19 protein-coding genes and 1 tRNA gene are annotated in these 22,488 nt (G+C 61.3%); 5 read left to right on the top strand and 15 right to left on the bottom strand.

Annotation, left to right across the window (positions count from 1 at the left end; all coding sequences use genetic code 11):
- Positions 1–16: 16 nt before the first annotated feature.
- From frr to proS, 9 genes are all read right to left on the bottom strand, one after another.
- Positions 17–577 carry a ribosome recycling factor gene (frr, locus tag AC6H34_RS22460; protein ID WP_497540270.1) on the bottom strand — a complete coding sequence of 187 codons (561 nt, stop codon included), beginning with the start codon at positions 575–577 and terminating at the stop codon, positions 17–19.
- Between the two features lie 33 nt (positions 578–610).
- Entirely contained in the window at positions 611–1,327 is a 717-nt protein-coding gene (gene pyrH / locus AC6H34_RS22455) for a UMP kinase (RefSeq protein WP_448147176.1), read from the bottom strand.
- Between the two features lie 184 nt (positions 1,328–1,511).
- On the bottom strand, positions 1,512–2,444 hold the full coding sequence (gene tsf / locus AC6H34_RS22450; protein WP_448147175.1) for a translation elongation factor Ts: 933 nt from the start codon (positions 2,442–2,444) through the stop codon (positions 1,512–1,514).
- A 150-nt stretch (positions 2,445–2,594) separates the two neighbouring features.
- Positions 2,595–3,605 carry a 30S ribosomal protein S2 gene (locus AC6H34_RS22445; protein ID WP_497540269.1) on the bottom strand — a complete coding sequence of 337 codons (1,011 nt, stop codon included), beginning with the start codon at positions 3,603–3,605 and terminating at the stop codon, positions 2,595–2,597.
- 192 nt (positions 3,606–3,797) lie between these two features.
- Complete coding sequence (gene dnaE, locus AC6H34_RS22440; protein WP_448147173.1) at positions 3,798–7,268, bottom strand: DNA polymerase III subunit alpha; 3,471 nt, start codon at positions 7,266–7,268, stop codon at positions 3,798–3,800.
- 561 nt (positions 7,269–7,829) lie between these two features.
- Complete coding sequence (locus AC6H34_RS22435; protein ID WP_448147172.1) at positions 7,830–8,525, bottom strand: ABC transporter ATP-binding protein; 696 nt, start codon at positions 8,523–8,525, stop codon at positions 7,830–7,832.
- Positions 8,526–8,528: 3 nt separating this feature from the next.
- Positions 8,529–9,824: a lipoprotein-releasing ABC transporter permease subunit gene (locus AC6H34_RS22430; protein WP_497540268.1), complete on the bottom strand. Its 1,296-nt coding sequence runs from the start codon at positions 9,822–9,824 to the stop codon at positions 8,529–8,531.
- 235 nt (positions 9,825–10,059) lie between these two features.
- Positions 10,060–10,728, bottom strand: a complete 669-nt coding sequence (locus tag AC6H34_RS22425) for a dienelactone hydrolase family protein (RefSeq protein WP_497540267.1) — start codon at positions 10,726–10,728, stop codon at positions 10,060–10,062.
- A gap of 224 nt (positions 10,729–10,952) precedes the next feature.
- Entirely contained in the window at positions 10,953–12,272 is a 1,320-nt protein-coding gene (gene proS, locus AC6H34_RS22420; protein ID WP_448147169.1) for a proline--tRNA ligase, read from the bottom strand.
- An 813-nt stretch (positions 12,273–13,085) separates the two neighbouring features.
- On the opposite strand from proS, the gene cysG reads away from it, so the two are divergent.
- From cysG to AC6H34_RS22405, 3 genes are all read left to right on the top strand, one after another.
- A complete protein-coding gene (gene cysG / locus AC6H34_RS22415; RefSeq protein ID WP_497540266.1) occupies positions 13,086–14,501 on the top strand; it encodes a siroheme synthase CysG in 1,416 nt (471 codons plus the stop codon).
- 126 nt (positions 14,502–14,627) lie between these two features.
- Positions 14,628–14,927 carry a hypothetical protein gene (locus AC6H34_RS22410; RefSeq protein WP_448147167.1) on the top strand — a complete coding sequence of 100 codons (300 nt, stop codon included), beginning with the start codon at positions 14,628–14,630 and terminating at the stop codon, positions 14,925–14,927.
- A 612-nt stretch (positions 14,928–15,539) separates the two neighbouring features.
- Positions 15,540–16,061 carry a hypothetical protein gene (locus AC6H34_RS22405; RefSeq protein ID WP_448147166.1) on the top strand — a complete coding sequence of 174 codons (522 nt, stop codon included), beginning with the start codon at positions 15,540–15,542 and terminating at the stop codon, positions 16,059–16,061.
- A gap of 248 nt (positions 16,062–16,309) precedes the next feature.
- Here the strand turns inward: AC6H34_RS22405 and AC6H34_RS22400 are convergent, their stop codons facing one another.
- Entirely contained in the window at positions 16,310–16,588 is a 279-nt protein-coding gene (locus AC6H34_RS22400; RefSeq protein WP_497540265.1) for a YMGG-like glycine zipper-containing protein, read from the bottom strand.
- Positions 16,589–16,914: 326 nt separating this feature from the next.
- Here AC6H34_RS22400 and AC6H34_RS22395 point away from each other — a divergent pair.
- Positions 16,915–16,992 (top strand) — tRNA-Pro (locus AC6H34_RS22395).
- A 158-nt stretch (positions 16,993–17,150) separates the two neighbouring features.
- Here the strand turns inward: AC6H34_RS22395 and AC6H34_RS22390 are convergent.
- The 5 genes from AC6H34_RS22390 to AC6H34_RS22370 form a co-directional block, all read right to left on the bottom strand.
- Positions 17,151–17,942 carry a hypothetical protein gene (locus tag AC6H34_RS22390; RefSeq protein ID WP_497540264.1) on the bottom strand — a complete coding sequence of 264 codons (792 nt, stop codon included), beginning with the start codon at positions 17,940–17,942 and terminating at the stop codon, positions 17,151–17,153.
- A gap of 98 nt (positions 17,943–18,040) precedes the next feature.
- Entirely contained in the window at positions 18,041–19,687 is a 1,647-nt protein-coding gene (locus tag AC6H34_RS22385) for an arylsulfatase (RefSeq protein WP_497540263.1), read from the bottom strand.
- A 632-nt stretch (positions 19,688–20,319) separates the two neighbouring features.
- The gene (locus AC6H34_RS22380) at positions 20,320–20,550 is read right to left on the bottom strand and encodes a hypothetical protein (RefSeq protein ID WP_497540262.1); all 231 of its coding nucleotides are present in this window, start codon (positions 20,548–20,550) and stop codon (positions 20,320–20,322) included.
- A 318-nt stretch (positions 20,551–20,868) separates the two neighbouring features.
- On the bottom strand, positions 20,869–21,048 hold the full coding sequence (locus AC6H34_RS22375) for a hypothetical protein (protein ID WP_448147162.1): 180 nt from the start codon (positions 21,046–21,048) through the stop codon (positions 20,869–20,871).
- A gap of 231 nt (positions 21,049–21,279) precedes the next feature.
- A complete protein-coding gene (locus AC6H34_RS22370; protein ID WP_448147161.1) occupies positions 21,280–21,492 on the bottom strand; it encodes a cold-shock protein in 213 nt (70 codons plus the stop codon).
- 563 nt (positions 21,493–22,055) lie between these two features.
- Here AC6H34_RS22370 and AC6H34_RS22365 point away from each other — a divergent pair.
- Positions 22,056–22,481, top strand: coding sequence for a GtrA family protein (locus AC6H34_RS22365; protein WP_497540261.1), 426 nt, complete (start codon positions 22,056–22,058; stop codon positions 22,479–22,481).
- Positions 22,482–22,488: the final 7 nt, after the last annotated feature.

The following is a 22,488-nucleotide window of genomic DNA, read 5'->3' as shown; positions in this document are numbered from 1 at the left end:
TTGCAAGGCCCACCCGTCACACCTGCATGATTTCCTTTTCCTTGGCGGCGAGCGTCTTGTCGATTTCTGAAATCATCGCATCCGTCGCCTTCTGCACCTGATCGGCCAGACGCTTTTCCTCGTCCTCCCCGATGGTGCCGTCCTTCTCGGTCTTCTTCAAGACGTCGAGACCGTCGCGGCGCACATGCCGAACCGCCACGCGAGCCGATTCGGCGTACTTATGCGCCACCTTCACAAGTTCCTTACGGCGATCCTGCGTCATCTCCGGGATGCGCAGGCGGATGACCTGGCCCTCGGTCTGCGGGTTGAGGCCGAGATTGGAATTCATGATCGCCTTCTCGACGGCGCCGACCATGCCACGATCCCAGACCTGCACGCTGATCAGTCGGGGCTCCGGCACGGAGACCGTGGCCACCTGGGAAAGAGACATGCTGGCGCCATAGGCTTCGACATGCACCGGCTCAAGCAGGGATGAAGAGGCGCGCCCCGTGCGAAGGCCGCCCAGCTCATGCTTGAGCGCGTTGAGCGCGCCTTCCATGCGGCGCTTGACATCGGCAATATCGAATGACTCAGACATGTTCCTGCCCTCGGAAATCTTCTGGTTGGACGATCAGGCTGTGACCAGGGTGCAGGGTGCCTGCCCCCGCAGGACCGCGGCGATCGATCCAGCTTCATGAATCGAAAAGACGATTATCGGCAAGCGCGCCTCGCGGGCAAGCGCAAACGCGGCCGTATCCATGATCTTGAGGTCTTTTCGGATCACCTCGTCATGGGTTACCCGGTCATAGCGGGTGGCGGTGGGATCCTTCTTCGGATCGGCGGAATAGATTCCGTCGACCTGCGTGCCCTTCATCAGCACGTTGCACTCGAGTTCGGCCGCACGCAGCGCCGCGCCGGTATCCGTGGTGAAGAAAGGATTGCCGGTGCCGCCGGCAAGCAGGACAACGCGGTCCTTGGCGAGGTGCTCCATCGCCTGCTGGCGCGTATAGGTCTCGACCACGGAGGGCATCGCTACGCCCGACATGGCGCGGGCTGACTGGCCGAGCGAGGCCAGTTGGGCCTCGAGTGCAATGACGTTCATCACCGTGGCGAGCATGCCCATGGAGTCGGCGGCCGGGCGCGACAGGCCCATGCCGGCGATCTGCGAACCGCGGAAGATGTTGCCGCCGCCGACCACGACCGCCACCTCGACCCCGAGCTTGACCGCCTCGATCACGTCCTCGGCAATGCGACGCACCGTGCCGCGATCGATACCGAAGGATTCCTTGCCCATCAGGGCTTCACCAGAGAGCTTTACCAGGACGCGTTTATAGGGAAGTGCCGTCATGATTGCTGCTCCGATTCGCTAGCCACTTATACAACAGGCGGCACAAGGCCGCCTGTTGGTCGTTTCATCGATCCACATGGCCGAAAGATGGCCATGCCGGTATTCTTGTCAGGCGCCCCCCGGCACGTTGGGAAGCGTCGACGCCTCCCCGAAGATCCGCGCCGGCCCTAGACCGTTACTGCCGTCAGGCGGGATGACCGGCCTGGGCAGCGACCTCGGCCGCGAAGTCGCTTTCCTGCTTCTCGATGCCTTCGCCGAGGGCGTAGCGAACGAAGCCGGCAACCTTGATCGGGCCGCCCGCAGCGCCTTCGCTCTCCTTGATGGCCTGGCCGACCGACTTGGAGGGCTCGAAGATGAAGGGCTGCTCGAGCAGCGTCACTTCCTTGAAATAGGTCTTGATGCCGCTCTCCACGATCTTGGCGATGGCCGCTTCCGGCTTGCCCTGCTCGCGGTACTTGTCGGCAAGGATGCCCTTCTCGCGCTCGATCGTCGCGGCATCGACGCCGGCGGCGTCAACGGCGACCGGGTTCGAGGACGCCACATGCATGGCGATCTGGCGACCGAGTTCCGCAAGCTTCTCGGCATTGCCGCCGGTCGATTCGAGCGCAACGATCACGCCGATGCGGCCCTTGTTCGGCACCACCGGGTTGTGGATGTAGGTGGCGAGCGCCCCCTGCCCGACCGACAGCGTCTGCGCGCGGCGCAGCGACATATGCTCGCCGATCTTGGCGACGGTGGCGGAGATCTTGTCGGCAACGGTGCCCTCGTCGCCGAAAGAAGCGGCCTTGATGGCCTCGACCTCGTCCCCGACCTTCAGCGCCACTTCGGCGATGCCGGAAACCAGATCCTGGAACTCAGGATTGCGAGCCACGAAGTCCGTCTCGGAGTTCACCTCGACGGCAACGCCCTTGTTGCCTTCGACGAACAGGGCGACAAGACCTTCGGCTGCGACGCGGCCAGCCTTCTTGGCGGCCTTCGACAAGCCCTTCTTGCGCAGCCAGTCGACAGCCGCCTCGATATCGCCGCCCGTCTCGGTCAGGGCGGCCTTGCAATCCATCATGCCCGCGCCAGTCTGTTCGCGCAGGTCCTTCACCATGGCGGCGGTAATGTTCGACATCAGGGAATACCTCGTTGGGAAACCGGAATCAGTCCGGTGATGGGAAGCGGCCCGGCGCTTACCATTCCGATATGACAAACGGAATGCGAGCGGCCGGGCCGTATTTCACGATATATGGACAGGCTGCGAGAAAATTGCAGCCCTTCGATCTCAGGCGCCGGTGACGAGGTTGCGGGCGAGTTCCACCCAACCGTCACGCTCGATGCGGCCATTGAGCTTGAGTTCGGCATCGACCTTGGCGACGTCTTCCGGCGTCATGGCCGCGAACTGCCAGTAATGATAGAGGCCGCCCTCGTTCAGCTTCTTCTCGAGCTGCGGGCCGACACCGGTCAGCTTGGACAAGTCATCGGGAGCGCCGCGGGGAGCCGAGAGCAACTCGAAAGCTTCGCTGGAGGCATAGTCTTCGCCAGCCGGCAGTTCCTCGACCAGCGGAGCTTCCTCGGCACCGACATCCAGACCCAGTTCGCCATGGGCGCGGGAAATGCCATCGAGCGCCGCACGAGCGACCAGGTCGCAGTACAGCGACAAGGCGCGGCCGGCGTCGTCATTGGCCGGGATCGGATAAGTGATGCCGTCCGGGTCGGAGTTCGAGTCGAGGACCGCGGCCACCGGAATGTTCAGGCGCCGGGCTTCCTTGATCGCGATGTCTTCCTTGTTGGTATCGATGATGAAGATCAGGTCGGGCGTGCCGCCCATGTCCTTGATACCGCCGAGGGCGCGCTCGAGCTTGTCACGCTCGCGGGTAAGGTCGAGACGCTCCTTCTTGGTGTAGCCCTGCTGGGCGCCGCCGGAGAGCAGCTCGTCGAGCTTGCGCAGACGCTGGATCGAGTTGGAGATCGTCTTCCAGTTGGTCAGCGTGCCGCCGAGCCAGCGGGAATTCACATAATACTGGGCCGAACGGCGGGCCGCATCGGCGACCGCATCCTGAGCCTGGCGCTTGGTGCCCACGAAAAGCACGCGACCGCCGCGAGCCACGGTGTCGGACACCGCCTGCAGGGCGCGGTGGAAAGCCGGAACCGTCTGGGCGAGGTCGATGATGTGGATGCCGTTGCGAACACCGAACAGATAGGGCCCCATCTTGGGGTTCCAGCGGTGCGACTGATGGCCGAAGTGGGCACCGGCTTCGAGAAGCTGGCGCATGGAGAAATCGGGTATTGCCATGAGAGTTGTAACTCCGGTTTGATAAGCCTCCGCGGACATCCACCGTGCCTGCCCTGCTGCACTATCGCAGACAGAACAAAACACGGCACCGGAGCGGCATGGCCGCTTCGTCCGCGTGTGGAATGGGCGGGTCTATAAGGGGGTGGGGGCGAATAAGCAAGTGGAAATCCGGGGAAGGCGGACATTCCCAGGCTACATCTGCTGCACCGTCGCCACGCCCGGTATCGCCTTGATCGCGCCAGCGATCTGCGGCGTGACGAGATAACGGCCCGGCAATTTCAGCTCCACCTCGCGCTGGCCATCCTCGATCTGCAGGATCAGGAAGACCTCGCCCTCGCCGCGCGTTCCCAGCCGCTTGGCGACCGAATCGAGCGCCTGGTCGCCCTGCAGGAAGACCTTGATGCCGCGCTGGGTCTTGGCCGTGGCCACATCCAGCCGCTCCGCGGTGACGATACGGATGCGCACGTCATCGCCCTCGTGCGCCGCCTGGACCGCGATCAGCACAGCCGTGCCGGGCTCCAGCAGGTCACGGTACTGGGCAAGTCCCTCGGAGAAGATCACAGCCTCGAATTGGCCTGATGAGTCCGAAAGCATGATCACGCCCATCTTGGAACCGGTGCGTGTTTTGCGTTCGGAGCGCGACAGTACCGTCGCTGCGAGACGTCCGGCCGTCGCCCCCTGCTTCACCTTCTGCGTGAATTGGACCCAGGAAGGAACCTGGAGGCGCTCCAGCGACGTAGCATACGCATCGAGCGGATGGCCCGACAGGAAGAAGCCGATCGCGTCGAACTCGCGCTGGAGGCGATCCGAAGGCTCCCAGGCCTCCACGACGGTACCCTTCAACGGCTCAGGCGCCGAGGCGGAGCCGAACATGTCGGCCTGTCCGCCGCTCTTTTCGGCATGGGAGCGCTGGGCCTGTGCCATGATGCCGTCGATCGACGCCGTTACGCGGGCGCGATCGCGATCGAACTCGTCGAAGGCGCCGGCTGCCGCGAGGCTCTCGAGGATGCGCTTGTTGATGGCCTTGGGATCGATACGGCGGGCAAAATCGCCGAGATCGAAGAAGGGTTGGTCGCCCCGGATCTCGACGAGGCGCTGCATGGCGGCAAGGCCCACCCCCTTGATCGCGCCCAGCGCGTAGCGGATGGCGCCGTCATGTACCTCGAAATCGGGGCCTGAACGATTGATGGACGGCGGCTCGACCTTGATGCCGAGGCGGCGCGCCTCCAGGCGGAATTCGTTGAGCTTGTCGGTGTTCGAGATATCCAGAGACATCGACGCCGCAAGGAACTCTACCGCGTAGTTCGCCTTCAGATAGGCCGTGTGATAGGAGACGAGCGCATAGGCGGCGGCATGGCTCTTGTTGAAGCCGTAGTCCGCGAACTTCGCGAGATAATCGAAGATCTCGTCGGCCTTGGCCTTCTTGGTCCCGCGCTCCACCGCGCCCTCGACGAAGCGCGCGCGCTGCGCGTCCATTTCCGCCTTGATCTTCTTGCCCATGGCGCGGCGCAGCATGTCGGCCTCGCCCAGCGTGTAGCCGGAGAGGATCTGTGCGATCTGCATCACCTGCTCCTGGTAGATGATGACGCCATAGGTCTCCTCGAGCGCCGGCTTCAGCTGATCGAGCATGTAGTCGGGCTCTTCCAGCCCCTTCTTGCGGGCGTTGTAGACGGGAATGTTCGCCATCGGGCCCGGGCGATAGAGCGCCACGAGGGCGATGATGTCCTCGAAACGGTCGGCATTCATGTCGAGCAGGGCCTTGCGCATGCCCGCGCTTTCAACCTGGAACACGCCGACCGTCTCGCCGCGCCCGAGCATCTCGTAGCTCTTCACGTCATCCAGCGGCACGCTGGCGAGATCGAGCCTGATGCCGCGCTGAGCGATGAACATCAACGCGCGCTGCAGCACGGTGAGCGTCTTGAGGCCGAGGAAGTCGAACTTCACCAGACCGGCCTGCTCCACCCACTTCATGTTGAACTGCGTCGCCGGCATCGGCATCGCCGTCTTGGGGTCGTGATACAGCGGCACGAGCTCCACCAGGGGCCTGTCGCCGATCACGACGCCGGCCGCGTGCGTGGAGGCGTGGCGATAGAGACCTTCGAGCTTCTGGGCGATGGTCAGCAGGCGCTCGACCGTCGGATCGTCCTTGGCGGATTCACGCAGCTTGGGCTCGTCCTCGATAGCCTTGGCCAGCGTGACCGGATTGGCCGGGTTCTGAGGCACCAGCTTGCAGAGCTTGTCGACCTGGTTGTAGCCCATCTCGAGCGTCCGCCCGACGTCGCGCAGCACGCCGCGCGCCTGGAGGGAACCGAAGGTGATGATCTGCGCGACGCGATCCTCGCCATACTTTTCCTGCACGTAGCGAATGACCTCGTCCCGGCGCTCCTGGCAGAAGTCGATGTCGAAGTCCGGCATCGAGATACGCTCGGGATTGAGGAAGCGCTCGAACAGCAGGCTGAAACGCAGCGGGTCGAGATCGGTGATCGTAAGCGCATAGGCGACGAGCGAACCCGCGCCCGAGCCACGGCCCGGGCCCACCGGGATGCCCTTCGACTTGGCGTGCTTGATAAAGTCAGACACGATAAGGAAGTAGCCGGGAAACTTCATGCGCTCGATGATCGAGAGCTCGAATTCCAGTCGCTTGGCGTAGCTTTCCTCGGTGTGGCCTTCCGCCGGGCCATGGGCCGCAAGCCGAGCGCGCAGGCCCTCCTCCGCCTGGCGGCGCAGTTCCACCGCCTCGTCCACGGGCTGTCCGGTCTCGTCCGAACCCGTCGAGAAACGTGGCAGGATCGGCTTGCGCGTCCGGACACGAAAGGCGCAGCGCCTGGCGACTTCGAGTGTATTTTCAATTGCTTCCGGAATATCCTTGAATAAGGATATCATCTCGTTGCGCGTCTTGAAGTAGTGATGCGCCGTCACCTTGCGACGATCGCCCTCGGCCAGGATGCGCCCTTCCGCAATGGCCAGGAGGGCATCGTGTGATTCATGATCCCCTCGTGCGGCGAAGTAGACCTCGTTGGTGGCAACGATCGGTATGTCTGCGGCATAGGCGAGCTCGATCAGCGGCGCCTCGATCTGCTGTTCCTCCGGCGTATCGTGGCGCTGTACCTCGACATAGAGCCGGTCGCCGAAAAGATCGGCAAGGCGCTGCAGCCGCGTGCGGGCCAGATCGTCGAGACCCTCGCGCAGAGCCATGTCGAGCGCTCCCGAGGGACCTCCCGTCAACACGATCAGGCCACCGCCCAATTCCGCCAGCCGCTCCACCGACACATGGGGCTCCTCCCCGTTGGCCGGATCCGTGTAGCTATGGGAGGACAGCGCCATCAGGTGGCCATAGCCCTCCTCGTTCTGGGCCAGCAGCACCATGCGGGGCAGGCGCCGCTGGTGCAGGGGGCGACGGTCAGAGGAATCGTCGCGATCAGCGAAGTTGACGGCAAGCGAAATGCCCATGATCGGCTGAATCCCGCTGCCCGCAAGTTTCTCCGAAAACTCCAGCGCACCGAACAGATTGTTGACGTCGGTTAAAGCGACCGCCGGCATGCCATCGGCCTTTGCGAGGTCGGCGATCTTCGGGACCTTCATGGCGCCTTCGAGCAAGGAATAGGACGAGCGCACATGCAGATGCACGAATCCAGGTCCGCCTGCCGCCTTGCCCTCTGCCATGATGCCTCCGCTCGCCGCTGCTCCGACCCGAGGGGAACGACTCATCACCCTCTGTCGATCAACCATCTATGGCAAACCGGGCGGCGGCCATAGGGAACATTTCGCCCCCTCCCCGGCAGCCCGATCGCCGCCACATATCGGGCAACCGCCTGTTGAATGCCTGTGGATAAGTGTGGAAAACTGGGGATCAAATACCGCTCAGGAAGCCGGTCCACATGGCAATCATGATCAGGAAGAGACCCATCGAGGTGATGGCGGCGAGATCTTCGGCAAAACGAACGAACATTGCGTCCTCCTCTTTGATATCCCCATCGTATGTTCATGTTTTGTTCTACGTCAAGCACTGCGTCGCCGAACTGCCATCTTGCGTCGCGCTTCTGTTCCGCTTTGTTGCACGGAATGAGCGCAGACCAAGAACGAACATGGTTCTCGCAGCAGTGGATTCTCCAGGAATTTCAAGAGCCTGATAGTGGGGCCGGTTCAACCGGGACCGGGGCGCCGCCGGCGTTTACCATACGGCCAAGAGGCTTTCGGAACGGCCCCGCCCCCAACCGGACCTGCTCAATCCAGTTCGACGATCCGCCCATCCTGCAGGGTGACGCGGCGGTCCATCCGCGCAGCGAGATCGAGATTGTGCGTGGCGATCAGGGCGGCCAGCCCCGAAGCCCTCACCAGCGCCGTAAGCGTGCCGAAGACATGGTCCGATGTGCCGGGGTCCAGGTTTCCGGTCGGCTCGTCGGCCAAGATCAGGTGAGGCGCATTCGCCACCGCGCGGGCAATCGCCACGCGCTGCTGCTCGCCGCCGGACAGTTCGTTCGGCCGATGCCCGAAACGCTCCCCGAGGCCCAGGAAGGTCAGGAGTTCCTCGCCTCGCCGGCGCGCCTCGCTACGGGAAAGGCCCCGGATCATCTGCGGCAGGATGACGTTCTCCAGCGCGGAGAATTCCGGCTGGAGATGATGGAACTGATAGACGAAGCCGATGGCGTTCCGGCGCAGCCTGGTGCGGCCGGCGTCATTGAGATCGCTGGTGGGTTGGCCCGAGACCACGACCTCCCCGCCGTTCGGCTTTTCGAGCAGGCCTGCGGTATGCAGGAGCGTAGACTTGCCGACGCCGGACGGAGCGATCAGCGCCACGGACTGGCCGGGCATCACGGTGAGGTTGACGCCGCGCAGGATCCGCAGTTCCGAAGGGCCCTGCTGATAGCTGCGCTGCACATCGATCAGTTCGAGCGCCGGGACGGCTTCAGGCATCGCCATGTCTCAAGCCCCCCGCAGCGCTTCGACGGGATCGAGCCGCGCCGCCCGCCATGACGGATAGAGCGTGGCCAGGAAGCAGAGGACGAGCGTGGTGATGACCACAATCACGACTTCGGTCGGATCGGTCTTCGCCGGCAGGCGCGACAGGAAGTAGATCTCCGAATTGAAGACCTGCGTATTCGAAATCCAGGAAATGAACTCCTGGATATTCTCGATGTAGCGGCAGAACACCAGACCGACGACGAGGCCGCAGGCCGTCCCGATGATGCCGATGGACATTCCCGTGATGAAGAAGATGCGCATCATCGCGCCGCGCGTCGCCCCCATGGTGCGCATGATCGCGATATCCGTCTGCTTCGACTGGACCAGCATCGCCATGCTGGAAACCACGCCGAGGGCCGCCATGATGACCAGCAGCAGCAGGATCATGAACATCACATTTCGCTCGACCTGCAGCGCCGTGAAGAAGGCCGTATTGCGCTGACGCCAATCCGTGAGGGTGACCGGACGCTCGGCCGCCTTCTGGATCGCCTCCCCGATGGACTGCACGTGATCGGGATCGTCGACATAGACTTCGATGCCCGTCACATCGCCGTCCCGGCTGAAATAGGCCTGGGATTCCTGCAGGGGCATGATGACGAAGGCCGAGTCGATATCCGACATGCCGACTTCGAACGTCGCCACCACCGGATAGACCTTTATGCGAGGCGTGGTGCCGAAGGCCGTTACGTCGCCCTTCGGTGAGATCAGGGTGATGCCGTCCCCGATCTGCAGGCCGAGCGCTTGCGCCAGCCTCGTGCCGATGATCACGCCTTGACCCTGATCGAAATTGTCGAGCTTGCCGTCCTTTATATTGGAGGCCAGCCCGGGCATCTTCTGAATGTCCTCCAGCCTCATGCCATGCACCACCGCGCCGCTCGCCGAGAAAGGCGAGGACACCAGGACCTGCCCCTCCACGAAGGGAACCGCAAGCTTGACCCCGGGCACCTTGCCGATACGTTCGGTCACGGCCGCGAAATCATTGAGCGGCGTCTGGTAGGGCGTCACGATGACATGCCCGCTGAAACCGAGGATCTTGGACTGCAATTCCACCCGGAAGCCGTTCATAACCGACATGACGATCACGAGGGTGGCAACGCCCAGCACGAAGCACAGGAAGGAAACGGCGGCGATCAGCGAAGCAAAACCACCCTTGCGGTGCGGCAAGAGATAGCGCATCGCCACCATCCACTCGAACGCGGAAAAGGGGGCCGTTCCTGTAGGTTCCGACGATTTGATGGCTGGAGTGGACGCGTTCATAGGGTTCCAGGCGGGAAACTGAGGGTCCGGTGCCGACGACCAAAGCCGAAGCCGGCGAATGGACCTCGAACCCTTAGTCCGCGAGAATCGCGGCGTTTGCACGGCAAAAATACAACCATAACCATCTTTGCCACGGCTTTTTGCGCCAAGAAGGCCACGCGACAAAGCCCGTAAATCACAAAAACCTCTTCAATATCAAAATGCTGAAGAGGTTTTCTAATTTTACAGGAAAAAATCAACCGATCTCGGCGTGCAGGAATCCAAGTGCGCGCTCGCGCGCTTGCGAGGCACTGGCCGGTTCATAGGACGAGCGCTCGTCGCAATTGAAGCCATGGTCGGCCTGGTAGGTAAAGAGCTCGACGTTGGGATAGACCCGCACCTTGGCGAGATCGGATTGCGGGATATGCGTATCGAGCAATCCGAAATGTCCCTGCACCGGCACATCCGGCTTGCGGTCGGAATAACGCCCGATGCCACCGCCATAGTAGACGACCGCCGCATCGACCGGCAGTTGCGATGCCGCGAGCCAAGCATAGGTCCCACCCAGGCAATAACCGATGATGCCGACCTTGCCCTCCTTCTTGAGCAGGTCGACGGCGGCGGCGATATCCTGCATCGAATCTGTCGCCGAGACCTTCTGCATCAGCGCAATACCCCTGCTGCGGCCCGCGTCATCGTAACCGACTTCGAAACCCGGTTCCGCCCGGTCGAAGATCGCCGGTGCAATAACGTGAAAGCCATCGGCGGCATAGCTTTCAGCGACGCGGCGGATGTGGCCGTTCACGCCGAAGATCTCCTGGATCACCACCAGCCCACCACGGGCAGGCCCGTCCGGCAGCACTTCATAGGCGCTGATCTCGACGCCGTCAGCGGCCTTCAGCTTGATCCACTGTGCTTTGGTCATGAAAATTCTCCCTATGGGGACAGGCGTTGAAAGCGAGAACGAAATGGCGGATGAGCCTGGTACGGCAAGCAGGTCCGCACCGATTAGCGAGGGCCGACCATCCAAGGCAAACCGGATTGGCGAATCCCAGGGTCACAATCGCTTGAACAAAAAAGGGAGGGCCGCCTGTGGCGCGGCCCTCCCCGACAGATTGCAGGATTCAGGAATTCGATGAACGGGCGCCGTCACGACAGCAAGGCGAGCGCATCCGCCGGCGTGATCGTCTGCCTTTCGCCGGTGCGCCGGTTCTTCACCTCGACCTTGCCTTCCGCAAGGCCCTTCGGCCCGACGATGACCTGCCAGGGCAAGCCGATCAGATCCATCTTGGCGAACTTGCCGCCCGGACGCTCGTCGGTATCGTCGAGCAGCACGTCCACGCCCTTGGCGCCAAGCTGGAGGTAGAGATCGCCGCAGGCAGCGTCCACAGCGCTGTCGCCGGGCTTGAGATTGATCAGGCCGACCTTGAAGGGAGCGATGGCCTCCGGCCAGATGATACCGGCTTCGTCATGGTTCGCTTCGATGGCGGCCGCGGCGACGCGCGTCGGCCCGATGCCGTAGGACCCACCATGCACGGGAACCAAGGAGCCGTCCGGCCCGGCCACCACCGCCTTCATCGGATTCGAATATTTGGTGCCGAAGTAGAAGATATGGCCCACCTCGATGCCGCGGGCCGAGACCCGCTTGTCGACGGGCAGCGCGTCGAAGGCAGCCGCGTCGTGTTTTTCTTCGGTGGCGGCATAGAGGGATGTCCAGCGATCGACGATCTTCTGGAGGCCGGCTCCATCATCGAAATCGGTGCCGGCCGCCGGGGGTTCCATCGAAAGATAGTCGCGATGGCAGAACACCTCGCTTTCGCCTGTCGACGCCAGGATAATGAACTCGTGGCTGAGGTTGCCGCCGATCGGCCCGGTGTCGGCCACCATGGGAATGGCCGTCAGGCCGAGACGCGCGAAGGTGCGCAGATAGGCCACGAACATCTTGTTGTAGGAATGCTGTGCGCCGGCCTGGTCGAGATCGAAGGAATACGCGTCCTTCATCAGGAATTCGCGCCCGCGCATCAGCCCGAAACGCGGACGGATCTCGTCACGGAACTTCCACTGGATGTGGTAGAGGTTTAGCGGAAGATCCTTGTAGCTGCGCACATAGGCGCGGAAGATCTCCGTGATCATCTCCTCATTGGTCGGCCCGTAGAGCATCTCGCGATCCTGGCGATCCTTGATGCGCAGCATCTCCTTGCCGTAGTCGTCATAGCGGCCGCTCTCTCGCCACAGATCGGCGGACTGGATGGTGGGCATCAGCAGTTCGACGGCGCCCGAGCGATTCTGTTCCTCGCGGATGATGGCGTTGATCTTGTTCACCACGCGCAGACCGAGTGGCAGAAGGGCATAGATGCCGGCCGATTCCTGGCGGATCATGCCCGCACGAAGCATCAGACGATGGGAAACGACCTCCGCTTCCTTGGGCGTCTCACGCAGGATGGGCAGGAAATAACGGCTCAGACGCATCGGGCAGACCTTCTCAAGAACATGCGGGCCTCAATTTCGAAAGCCCCAGTAAAACGATGTGGCAAAACGGTGACCCGGCACGCCGTCGCGATTCCGTCGGTCGCGACGCGCATCGGACAAAACGACCTGCCCACAAGCGGGCGGCAAATTGACCTGATCGGGCAGGAAAAAACAAGGGATCAGCTCGAAAAACTGACATTTTCACTGGTTTTGCGGGAGAGATAAGGCGAAAAATCCATCTGCCTAAGATTTGTCCATTCGCGTTTGGACATCCCGCCCAGGGAAGTGACGCGCACAAATTTTAAGCAAAGATATTAATTTTGTGCGGATTGATGCACAAAGACGTGACAAGCAAAAAAACTTCGTCTAGCGTCCAGTCCGTCAACGACAGGGCATCCAAAGCTCGCAAATGAGCAACAGGAAGTCAGGGTCCAAGTCTTGGGAGGAAGCCCGCAGGCGCCGCCAGTTAAACCAACTGAGTCGAGCAGCCGTCCCGCCACTTCAAACAGCACAAAGATGCGTGAAGGAAGTTCCGGGAAGATGGGTTAGGACGAGGTCTAGAATAAAGCGAGGCTCGAAAGGGCCTCGCTTTTTTTCCGTGCGCAGAGCCGGCCTCCTCTGAAAGGCCTTTCGTAGAGTTCGGACACGTTGGCATGTTCCTCGTGGCTGGCATAGGTCGAGCATCGTTGATTGTCTGCCCGTTCGAATTGCATTAGTTTTTGTCTGCTGTGTGACGTGCGGCAAGACTGAGGTCGGCAGGCAGCAGTTATCGGCGCCTTCCCCAGGAAAATGAGCACGTTGAGCCCGTGACCGATGAGTCGTAACCCTATCTCGCAACCCGCGCGCATCGCGCCCCTCGCCGTGCTGCCGGTGTTCTATCGCCTCTCCGGCAAAAAGGTTCTTGTGATCGGCGCGACGCGAAGCGCCACCTGGAAGGCCGAGCTCCTGGCCTCCACGGGAGCCCATGTCACCGTGATCGCTCCCCTCGCGGACCCCGCGCTTGCCGAAATTCGCAGCCGTGACGATATGCGGATCGCGCACCTCGCCCGCGACTGGCAGGAGGGGGATCTTGCGGACGTCGCCATCGTCGTTGCCGACGTCGCCGACGAAGCGGAGGCCGGCAGGCTATCTTCTTACGCTCGCAAGGCCGGCGTGCCGATCAACATCGTGGATCGGCCGGCGTTCTGCGACTTCCAGTTCGGTTCCATCGTCAACCGTTCGCCTCTGGTGGTCGGTATTTCCACGGACGGCGCCGTTCCCGTGTTCGGCCAGGCGATTCGGACGCGGATCGAGATGCTGCTGCCGGCAGGCTTCCAGAAATGGGCCGAGGCCGCACGCAACTGGCGTCCGCTGGTCCAGGCCCGCGATCTCTCCCTGCAAGCCCGTCGCGAGATCTGGGATCGTTTCGTCGGCGCCGCCTTCCGCAAGCCCGACCATGTCCCGGACGAGACGGACCGCGCCGCCTTCCTAGCCTCGATCGACCAGCAGGCCGAGACGCCGCCCCAAGGCAGCGTCACCCTCGTCGGCGCCGGGCCGGGCGATCCGGAACTGCTCACGCTCAAGGCCGTGCGCGCGCTCCAGTCGGCCGACGTCATCCTGCATGACGACCTCGTGTCGCAGGATGTGCTGGACTTCGCGCGGCGTGAGGCCGAGCGCATCATCACCGGCAAGCGCGGCCACCGTCCCTCCTGCAAGCAGGACGACATCAATGCGCTCATGGTCTCCCTCGCCCGCGAGGGCAAGCGTGTGGTGCGCCTGAAGGGCGGCGATCCGCTGATCTTCGGTCGCGCCGGCGAGGAAATCGCCGCCTGTCGTGCCGCCGGCATTCCCGTCGAAGTCATCCCCGGCATCACCGCGGCCTCCGGGGCGGCGGCAAGCCTCGAGGTGTCTCTCACGCATCGCGATCACGCGCGGCGCCTGCAATACATCACGGCACATGCCAGGAACGGCAAGCTGCCCGACGATCTCGACTGGAAGGCTCTCGCTGATCCCGCGGCCACCACCGCCATCTATATGGGAAAGCTCGTGGTCGGCCAGGTTTCCTCCAACCTGCTCGCTGCAGGCATGGCGCCGGACACGCCCGCCATCATCGTGGAATATGCCACGCATGCGCGCGAGAGGCGTTTTCACACGACCATAGCCGAAATGGGATCGGTCTTTGCAGCGCAGGAACTGGACGGCCCGTGCATCATCCTGCTCGGCTGGGCTATGTCGGAAGCGGCTCCCTGAGCCCTTCCGGAACACGTCGCGACGGGACGCCCCGCTCCGCGGAGAACCTTCATATTCCCTTGTGATTCCCATGCACCTTTAGGTGGCAGGTTCCTGCACCGGCAAGAACCGGACTGGAGCTTCCCAATGAAGAAAATTCTTATCGCGGCCCTGTTTGGGACCATGGGCCTGGCCGCGATGCCCGCAGCTTCCTCCGCGATGACGGCCGCTCGCGGCGCAAGCGCCGATGCAGGGCTGGTGCAGGACATCGCCTATGGTTGTCCCCGTGGGTACGCGCCCAACAAATGGGGCCGCTGCGTTGCCGTATATCGTCCCGACTACCGCTATGGCGGCGCCATCCCCGCCAACCGCAGCGGCTATGGCCGCGTGTGCCCCCGTGGCACCTATCTCGGTCCGCGCGGCGGCTATTGCCATCCCCGCTACTGAACGTTCGGGTTCTACCTGAACGAATTGAGCAGCCCGGCAGGTTCAATGCCTGCCGGGTCTTTTCCTGACATTCGAAAAAACCGGCGCATTTCGCTTCCAGACAGAATCACCCTGAATCGCAAAATGCTCCTGATTTCTGCATGTCGATCCGGATGATCGGTTCGACCTGACCGCATTTACTCCGGACAACCCGACCGAAGACAGACTGTCGGATTCGCCGGATGGCCGCGGTTTCTCGATTGCCCTACCTTCGCTGCGATCATTCCCATGCCAAGCGGCGCAGTCCGCAGGACGGCACACCGCACCAACCGGGCAGAGGTTGAGGCATCTGCCGGGACGGCCTTCGCGAGCCAAACATGTCGAACGAAACGCGCCTGGATTTCACCGCCCCCAACCGTGGACGCCTCATATCAAGGGAGGATGCCGAACGACAGTTCAGCTTCGCTATCGGCGTCGTGGGAATCCTTGCAGGGATTGCACTGGCGTCGGCGCTGATGGGATACTCCGGGCAACGGCCAGACTCCCCTATTAAAATCGCACATGCCGCCGTGGCCCCGGGGCGATGAGCCTTGGAGCTGCAAGCGATCGACGAGAATCTCACGGAGGAGACGGATGACCCTATCCACCAAGAGTGAAAACTCGCTCCTGAAGCAGGACGAACGGGAAGTCATTGCCCGCACGCATTTTCCGGCCCTGATCGACCTCGACGACAAGGGGTTGAGCGAAACTCTGCGGCGTGTCCGTGACTGGCAGGACAAGGAAAGGTCTCTGGCCCGTCAGATGCGTCGCAGCATCCGTGGGAAGGCCGAGACAAGGGGCGGTAGCTTTCCGGGCAATGTGAATCAACCGTCCAGACGAAAGCAGGTCTTCGCCGGCGCGGCCAAACGGCTGAACAGGGAAGTTGCCCGTCGCCAGGCCTTCGTCGCCCATGAGGCCCTGAAGGACGCGGCCCGGCGAGCGCTTGCCCTCAAACCGCAGGAAAGCAGTCCCCCTCCGACCGGCCAGTCACGCGTGGGCGGGATGACGCCGATCGAGAATCGAAGGCGGCGGTGGCGCGTCAGCGGAGCTCGGATCGGCAGCGTATCTCAGGCTGGCAAGCAGGCCCAGGCCGCGAGGGACTCTCCGGCCGGATAAAGCCAGACGTCACCTGTACGAATGATGAGGGGAGGCCCGGTGAGCTTGGGGGGCACTCCACGTGTTGACATGGAACCGGACCTCCGTGCGCGCTGGCTACAGCCAGGAGCGCATATGAGAATATGCCGGTCAGCGTTTCCGCTCTATTTCTGGTTGATGTCTATCTTGACACACAACCAGCAGATGGCGCCTCACCTATAGGGGCCATGGGCAAGCGGCGCCGGTTCGGCCGCTTGCCATCTGCGGCCTTACTTGTAGGAGCAAACCCGCTTGTTGAGCACGCTGCTGTAATGGCACCGAGTTCCACGGTGCCTGGGCCTGGTCGCATCCGCGACGATGGCGCCCGCTGCGGCACCGACCACGCCACCGACCACTGCTCCTCCCGCGGAGTGGCTCGCGATACCGCCGATGAGAGCACCGCCGGCGCCGCCTATGACTGCGCCCTTGGCCATGCGAGTGTCTCGTGCGTTCGCGCAAGCAGCGAGCAGAAGTGCCACGCTGCAAATTACGAGGATATTTTTGAGCATCGAAACAATTCCCCGCGGATAGCGAGACCATCAAGCTAGCCGACGGCGAACTATACATGTTCCCAAGACCTGGGATATTGTCTTTCCATCAAATTCCACCGTCGCTCCAGGAAAAGTTACCGCCGGGCGCGAAGCCAGCCACCCTCGCCACGACGATCTCCTCCCAGACGGATCGACCCGACATCGATCCGCGAACATGGATCGGGACTTTTCCGTCGCCGAGGGTCCCGCACGGAGCATGCCGCGTCTTTTATGTTCTGCGAAACTGAAATCAGTGCTTGCGCGCAAGAGCGAATTTTCCTATTGGGACAACGCTCAATGAGCGTCGGAGCGTAGCGCAGCCCGGTTAGCGCACTAGTCTGGGGGACTAGGGGTCGGAGGTTCAAATCCTCTCGCTCCGACCATTTTCAAAATCAAAATCTCAGAGTGTTCCCCCAAGCCTTGCCGATAGAGACTTGGAGTGAGTAGGCGCCTGAAATGGCGCCGTCGGGAATGGAATACCCCCGACATCGGTTCTCCTGGCGCCCCATCTCACCGGCCGCCGAATCGCCCTCGAATACGCTCAGAAATGAAAAGCCAGGCTGGTGAAGAGCCCCTGCTGGGTGGTGTCGTAGACGAAGCCACCATCCTTGTAGTCGGTATAGATCACTCGATAACCGATCGCGGTCGATACGTTCTTCGTCCACATATAACCCAGCGATACGAAGCCCTGCGAGGTCAGCTTCGACCCGACACCGAAGCCGCCGATATCGGCCAGCGCGTTCACGAACCAGCGATCATTGATGTCGTAGTGCATCGAGAGACCGATTGTGGGATCCGCCCAGTTCTTGGAGCCCTGCCGTTGGGCGCTGACCGGGATGAGCGCCGGATTTATCTCGACCTTCGCGTCGAGGTAATTGTAGCGCACTCCCACGGTGGGGCCGAGTTGCAGATTGGGAATACCAAGGGGTAACGCGTAGCCGACTGCGCCCTGGACTATGGCCTGCTTCTGCTCGAACTTGACCGAGCCACCAAATGGACCGACATCGACGCGATCGGAAAGCTTGGCGAATATGACGTCGGTGAGCACCATCCATTTGCCGTTGGAGGCGTAGAACGACCCCATCACGGCGCCATCCAGGTTCTTCAGGATGTCGGAGAAACTGACGTTGACATTGACCGGCCGCAGCCCGCGCACGCCCACCTTCCCATTCAGAGCCGTCGCCCAGCCATAGAGAGTTGCCTGGAACTTCCACTCGTTGGTGATGACCAGAGGGGGCGGCACGATGGGTTGAACGAGGTCGGCCGCGGCAACAGGCGTGACCGATATCCCGCTGTTCAGAAGGGCTACGGCTAAGAACCAGAACAAGCGCACACGAATTCTCCCCTTTTATGCAAGGCCACCAGGAAGGCCGACGGTTCGAGAGTGGCGGCCAGCCTGGGCATGGCTAGCCGCCGCCCTGCTCTTCCCTGCTAATTCCCGGGGCCCTTTGCTGCGGCTTCGGCCTCCGCCATGCGCTTTGCCATCTCGGCTTTGACGGCGTCGAGGTTGAAGCTCGCCCCCCTCTGCATCGGCGGGTACTCGATGAAGGTCTGAAGCTCCTTGCCGACGACCTGTTGGACGAAGACGAAGCGCCAGAACTGGTACTTGAACCAATCGAAATATTGCTGCGCGCCGTCCTTGGTTCCGTTGTTCGGCCAGCCTGTCCGCTCGAACGGGTCAAGCCGCAGGTTGGTTATGATGGGTATGTCCGGGTGGGTCTTCTCGCCTACCCAGCCTGCGGGCTGGTCGATGAACCGGAACTTGTAGTCATCGATGCGTACGGCGCCGACGGTACTCTCGCCGAGGTAGAAAATCTCGTGGCGCACCGATGGCCCCTTCCCGGTGATGGCATCCAACTGATTGTAGCCGTCCAGGTGGTTCTTGTACGTGCGGTCACCAATCGTCTTCCCCTTCAGCAACTCGTCCGTGACATTGGGATTGCCGGCAGCCGCCACAAAGGTCGGCAGCCAGTCGAGGCCCGAGAAAATCCCGTTCTGGATTGAGCCCGCCGGCACATGGCCCGGCCAGCGCAGGAGGGCCGGAACGCGGAAGCCACCTTCCAGAACCGTGCCCTTTGATTGGGCGAACGGCGTCTGGCCGCCGTCGGGCCAGGTAAACACTTCGGTGCCGTTGTCGGTGGTGAAGAGGACGATAGTGTTATCGTCGACACCCATATCGGTGAGCTTTTTCATGACCAGGCCGACGTCGTCGTCGAGCTGGGCCATGCCCGCTTCTTCCTCCGACCAGCCATTTTGGGAATTCCGCATCGCCTCATACTTCGGCGACAGATGCGTCACGATATGCATGCGGGTCGGATTGAGCCAAACAAAGAACGGCTTGCCGTCCTTGTGCGCCTTGTCCATGAAACTGATGGCAAAGTCGCGGATCTCATCATCGACCGTTTCCATCCGCTTGGGATAGAGCGTGCCGGCATCCTCGATCTTCTGCTTGCCCACCTTGCCCCAGCGCGGCATCTCTGTGGAATCATCGACATCCGCAGCCCAGCTGTGAACCATATTTCGCGGGCCGACCTTGTCCAGCAGATCCTGCGGGTAGTTGGGGTGCGCGGGATCCTCCATCGCGTCCAGGTGATAGAGATAGCCAAAGAACTCATCGAAGCCGTGGACCGTCGGCAGGAATTCGTTCTTGTCGCCTAGATGGTTCTTACCGAACTGGCCGGTTGCATAGCCCATCGACTTGAGGATGGTCGCAGTTGTTACCGCTTCCGCGGGCAGGCCGATAGCGGCCCCTGCCTGGCCGACTGTCGTCATGCCGGTTCGGATGGGCAGTTCGCCGGTGATGAAATTGGCCCGGCCCGCCGTGCAACTCGCCTCGGCGTAGTAGTCGGTGAACAGCATGCCTTCTTGAGCAATCCTGTCCAGGTTGGGGGTTCTGCCGGCCATCATACCGCGGCTATAGGCACCGATATTCCACATGCCGATATCGTCACCCATTATGACGACGATATTGGGTTGTGAAGGGGTCTGCGATTGAGCGGGAACCAGGGCCGTGGAGGCGAGGATGAAGCTTCCAGCTAACGCACTACCAACTCGACATATTGTTGAGCGAATGGTCATGGCAAGCTCCGTGTTGTAGTTACGAGCTTCGCACTAGCATTGCGCGTATACTCTCATAAAACGCGACCTGCAAGATAACCACTAGAATTATAAGGTATTGCTTACGTCGAGTAAAAATACTAAGAATATACATCATCTCTTATATTGCAATTTAAATTGCTCCTTACAATTCTTAACTAACCTCTTTATCGGCACCGATTCCAGCATATATATTTTTTCTCTAGAATTTCTTGTCGATTGCACCATTGCAACGACGCTCTAATCTATCTGTCAGGCTCTTCTTTCCACCGCCTGTCGATATAGATGTGACGACAAGAGCAATAGTTCCTACGGGAGGGGTCATTGTTTACTGGCCGGATCGACCTCTTCCTCCGGCCTTTCCAGCCTGTATCGCCGTGGCTGTGTTTCGATCGAGGTCAGTGCCGCTATCCATGGGGAGGCGCCGTTGCTTCGACCGAAGGAATCGATCGTCGGATGTCGGCCGCATCGTGAGGACGGGGAGATGGCGGGCGAAGGGGGGATTTCGGGAAAGCCCGGCAGTTCGCACCCCGGGCCAAGTCGATGATCGAGTCGAAGTGCCGAAAATCACCGCCTATCCATTGCAAACGCCTGGTCGGGATCTCGATATCCCTTCAGAAATCGTGATCCTCGAACTCCTGCTCGTTGGACAGGAGTTCGACCAGCGCGGCGATCTTGCCTGTTGGAAAGACCCCGCCGCTGCGGATCAGCACCTCGTCACTATTGATCCAGGCCCAGGCTTCCGCGAGATCGCTGGATGTTGCATCCATATGCAGGATATCCGCGATCAGCGTTTCGTCGGCAGGCCCGATTATGGCGACGATGTCCTTCCGGGAGAGATTCATGTTCGCCTCCCATAAGCAGAATGCGCTCAGACGGCGTCATTTCTCCAGATCAAAGTATTGGTACAAAAGGATTTTCCCGTTTCCGGGTGACTCAACCTGAAGGAGGCCACGCTAGGCAAAAGCCGCCAGATGCGATCGTGGGCTTCGATAGCAAGGGGGAGTGAAGACTGGCTCGCAGCATCGCCTTACATTAACCGTGGTGTTTTGCGACGCCGTTTCATCGACTGCTAACGGCGCGAACATCTGCTTGGTGGAGCTGCCCATGTTGCGGCTGCCTACCCCCAGCTTCGTCCGCCAACCGCATCGGCGGCGGACTTTTCAGCACCAGACGATATCGCAACCGATCTTCGGATCGAGACTGTGCTGCTGCCTGAGCCTGCCAGGCGACGACGCCTGCTTGCGGGCCTTCGGTACGCGCCAATCCATGACCGTATCGATAACCAATATCGTTATCACAAGGGCAACCAGAAAGCCCGTGATCATCTCACTCATATCCATGACGAACCTCCAATCGCCGGCTTCTCTTCTACGGCCGGCTCATGAGGGACTTCCCTCGCGACATGAACGCTCCGAGTTTGCTCTTGTTCCCAAGGTCCATCAAGAACAAAACTAACTCGGATACAGAAAAAGATTCGAGAATTCGGGCTGCATTGCAAAAGAAAAGCCGGTGCGTTGCCGCACCGGCTTTTCTCAAATCGGGTCTTAAGCGAACGATCCTGTCGCCCTGGCTTAAGCAGCAGCCTTGAGCTGGTCAGCAGCCAACTTTCCGGAACGCCGGTCCTGAACCAGCTCATAGCTGATCTTCTGGCCTTCGCGCAGTTCGTACAGGCCGGCCCGCTCAACCGCGCTGATGTGAACGAACACGTCCTTCGAGCCATCATCGGGCTGAATGAAACCGTAACCCTTCTGGGTGTTGAACCACTTAACGGTACCAGTGCTCATCGTGAGCTATTCCTTCAACGTAGTGAAAGCCTAAGTCCGCATGGCGCGCGGACTTCTGCGATTGTCGAATTCAGGGGAGAGCTCGTTAGCAGGCGCGTGGCAGAAGCCGCAGCGCCGGGCCAAGTCGTTCGGCCGAAAATCGATGCGGCGGAGGGTGCCCGAAGCAATCCTGCAGGTCAAGTCAACGTATCAAGAAATTAGCCGACGATTGGAAAATAATCCGGTTTCCTGAAACAAAGAGAACAATATATCGATTTCCTGTTCCAATTCTTTGCAGACGAACAGAGCCGGCAAGAGCCAATACGACATATAGCCTATTGGCAAGTGCCACCGACGTTAGCTTCGACATGTCTCGCAGGTGCGAAATCTCCCTTCAACTGCCCAATTGGAAAACCTTAGAGAAGCGCAGGCGGAGCCTGCATTCTCGCACATTTTCCCTCCCCCTCTCCTTCGAGCACCGGTGATCTATCCCATTTGGTAACTGACATGACCAATAAAGGATGTTGCGGCCCCATGCTGCGGTGCGGCATGATTAACTCTGAGGCAGCCAGGAAACCGTTTCGATGAGCAAGACACTCAGATGGCCCGATCGCACGCTGACGAGGCGGCTCTCTTGGTTTGCAGTGGCGGGCCTGACCGGATTTACCGTCGATGCGGGCATCCTCACGGTCCTCACCCATCAGGGGCTGGATGCCCGTGTGGCGCGCCTCGCCTCGTTCGGCTGCGCTCTCGTGGCGACCTGGCTCCTGAATCGTTCCCTCGCCTTCGGCGACCGCGCCGATGCACCCAGCCTGGCCGAATTCGTGCAGTATGCCTCCGCCAGTGCATTGGCAGGGCTCATCAATCTCGCTCTTTTCACAACGCTCGTCACGCTTGGCGGCCCGATGGCGGACATGCCGGTGCTCGCGGTGGCACTCGCTACAGGCGTTTCGATGAGCGTGAATTTCTGGAGCTATCTGACGATCGTCTTCCCCGCCAGGGGGATCTGACGCACGC

The organism is Labrys sp. ALF-8 (assembly GCF_059699065.1).
Note: the sequence above shows the minus strand (reverse complement) of the source record. Positions and strands in the feature narration are given on the sequence as shown.

Bases quoted from the DNA above. Each gene is read 5' to 3' on its own strand.
- frr (WP_497540270.1), bottom strand. From the start codon at position 577: ATGTCTGAGTCATTCGATATTGCCGATGTCAAGCGCCGCATGGAAGGC.
- pyrH (WP_448147176.1), bottom strand. From the start codon at position 1,327: ATGACGGCACTTCCCTATAAACGCGTCCTGGTAAAGCTCTCTGGTGAA.
- tsf (WP_448147175.1), bottom strand. From the start codon at position 2,444: ATGTCGAACATTACCGCCGCCATGGTGAAGGACCTGCGCGAACAGACT.
- AC6H34_RS22445 (WP_497540269.1), bottom strand. From the start codon at position 3,605: ATGGCAATACCCGATTTCTCCATGCGCCAGCTTCTCGAAGCCGGTGCC.
- dnaE (WP_448147173.1), bottom strand. From the start codon at position 7,268: ATGGCAGAGGGCAAGGCGGCAGGCGGACCTGGATTCGTGCATCTGCAT.
- AC6H34_RS22435 (WP_448147172.1), bottom strand. From the start codon at position 8,525: ATGGCGATGCCTGAAGCCGTCCCGGCGCTCGAACTGATCGATGTGCAG.
- AC6H34_RS22430 (WP_497540268.1), bottom strand. From the start codon at position 9,824: ATGAACGCGTCCACTCCAGCCATCAAATCGTCGGAACCTACAGGAACG.
- AC6H34_RS22425 (WP_497540267.1), bottom strand. From the start codon at position 10,728: ATGACCAAAGCACAGTGGATCAAGCTGAAGGCCGCTGACGGCGTCGAG.
- proS (WP_448147169.1), bottom strand. From the start codon at position 12,272: ATGCGTCTGAGCCGTTATTTCCTGCCCATCCTGCGTGAGACGCCCAAG.
- cysG (WP_497540266.1), top strand. From the start codon at position 13,086: ATGAGTCGTAACCCTATCTCGCAACCCGCGCGCATCGCGCCCCTCGCC.
- AC6H34_RS22410 (WP_448147167.1), top strand. From the start codon at position 14,628: ATGAAGAAAATTCTTATCGCGGCCCTGTTTGGGACCATGGGCCTGGCC.
- AC6H34_RS22405 (WP_448147166.1), top strand. From the start codon at position 15,540: ATGACCCTATCCACCAAGAGTGAAAACTCGCTCCTGAAGCAGGACGAA.
- AC6H34_RS22400 (WP_497540265.1), bottom strand. From the start codon at position 16,588: ATGCTCAAAAATATCCTCGTAATTTGCAGCGTGGCACTTCTGCTCGCT.
- AC6H34_RS22385 (WP_497540263.1), bottom strand. From the start codon at position 19,687: ATGACCATTCGCTCAACAATATGTCGAGTTGGTAGTGCGTTAGCTGGA.
- AC6H34_RS22380 (WP_497540262.1), bottom strand. From the start codon at position 20,550: ATGAATCTCTCCCGGAAGGACATCGTCGCCATAATCGGGCCTGCCGAC.
- AC6H34_RS22375 (WP_448147162.1), bottom strand. From the start codon at position 21,048: ATGGATATGAGTGAGATGATCACGGGCTTTCTGGTTGCCCTTGTGATA.
- AC6H34_RS22370 (WP_448147161.1), bottom strand. From the start codon at position 21,492: ATGAGCACTGGTACCGTTAAGTGGTTCAACACCCAGAAGGGTTACGGT.
- AC6H34_RS22365 (WP_497540261.1), top strand. From the start codon at position 22,056: ATGAGCAAGACACTCAGATGGCCCGATCGCACGCTGACGAGGCGGCTC.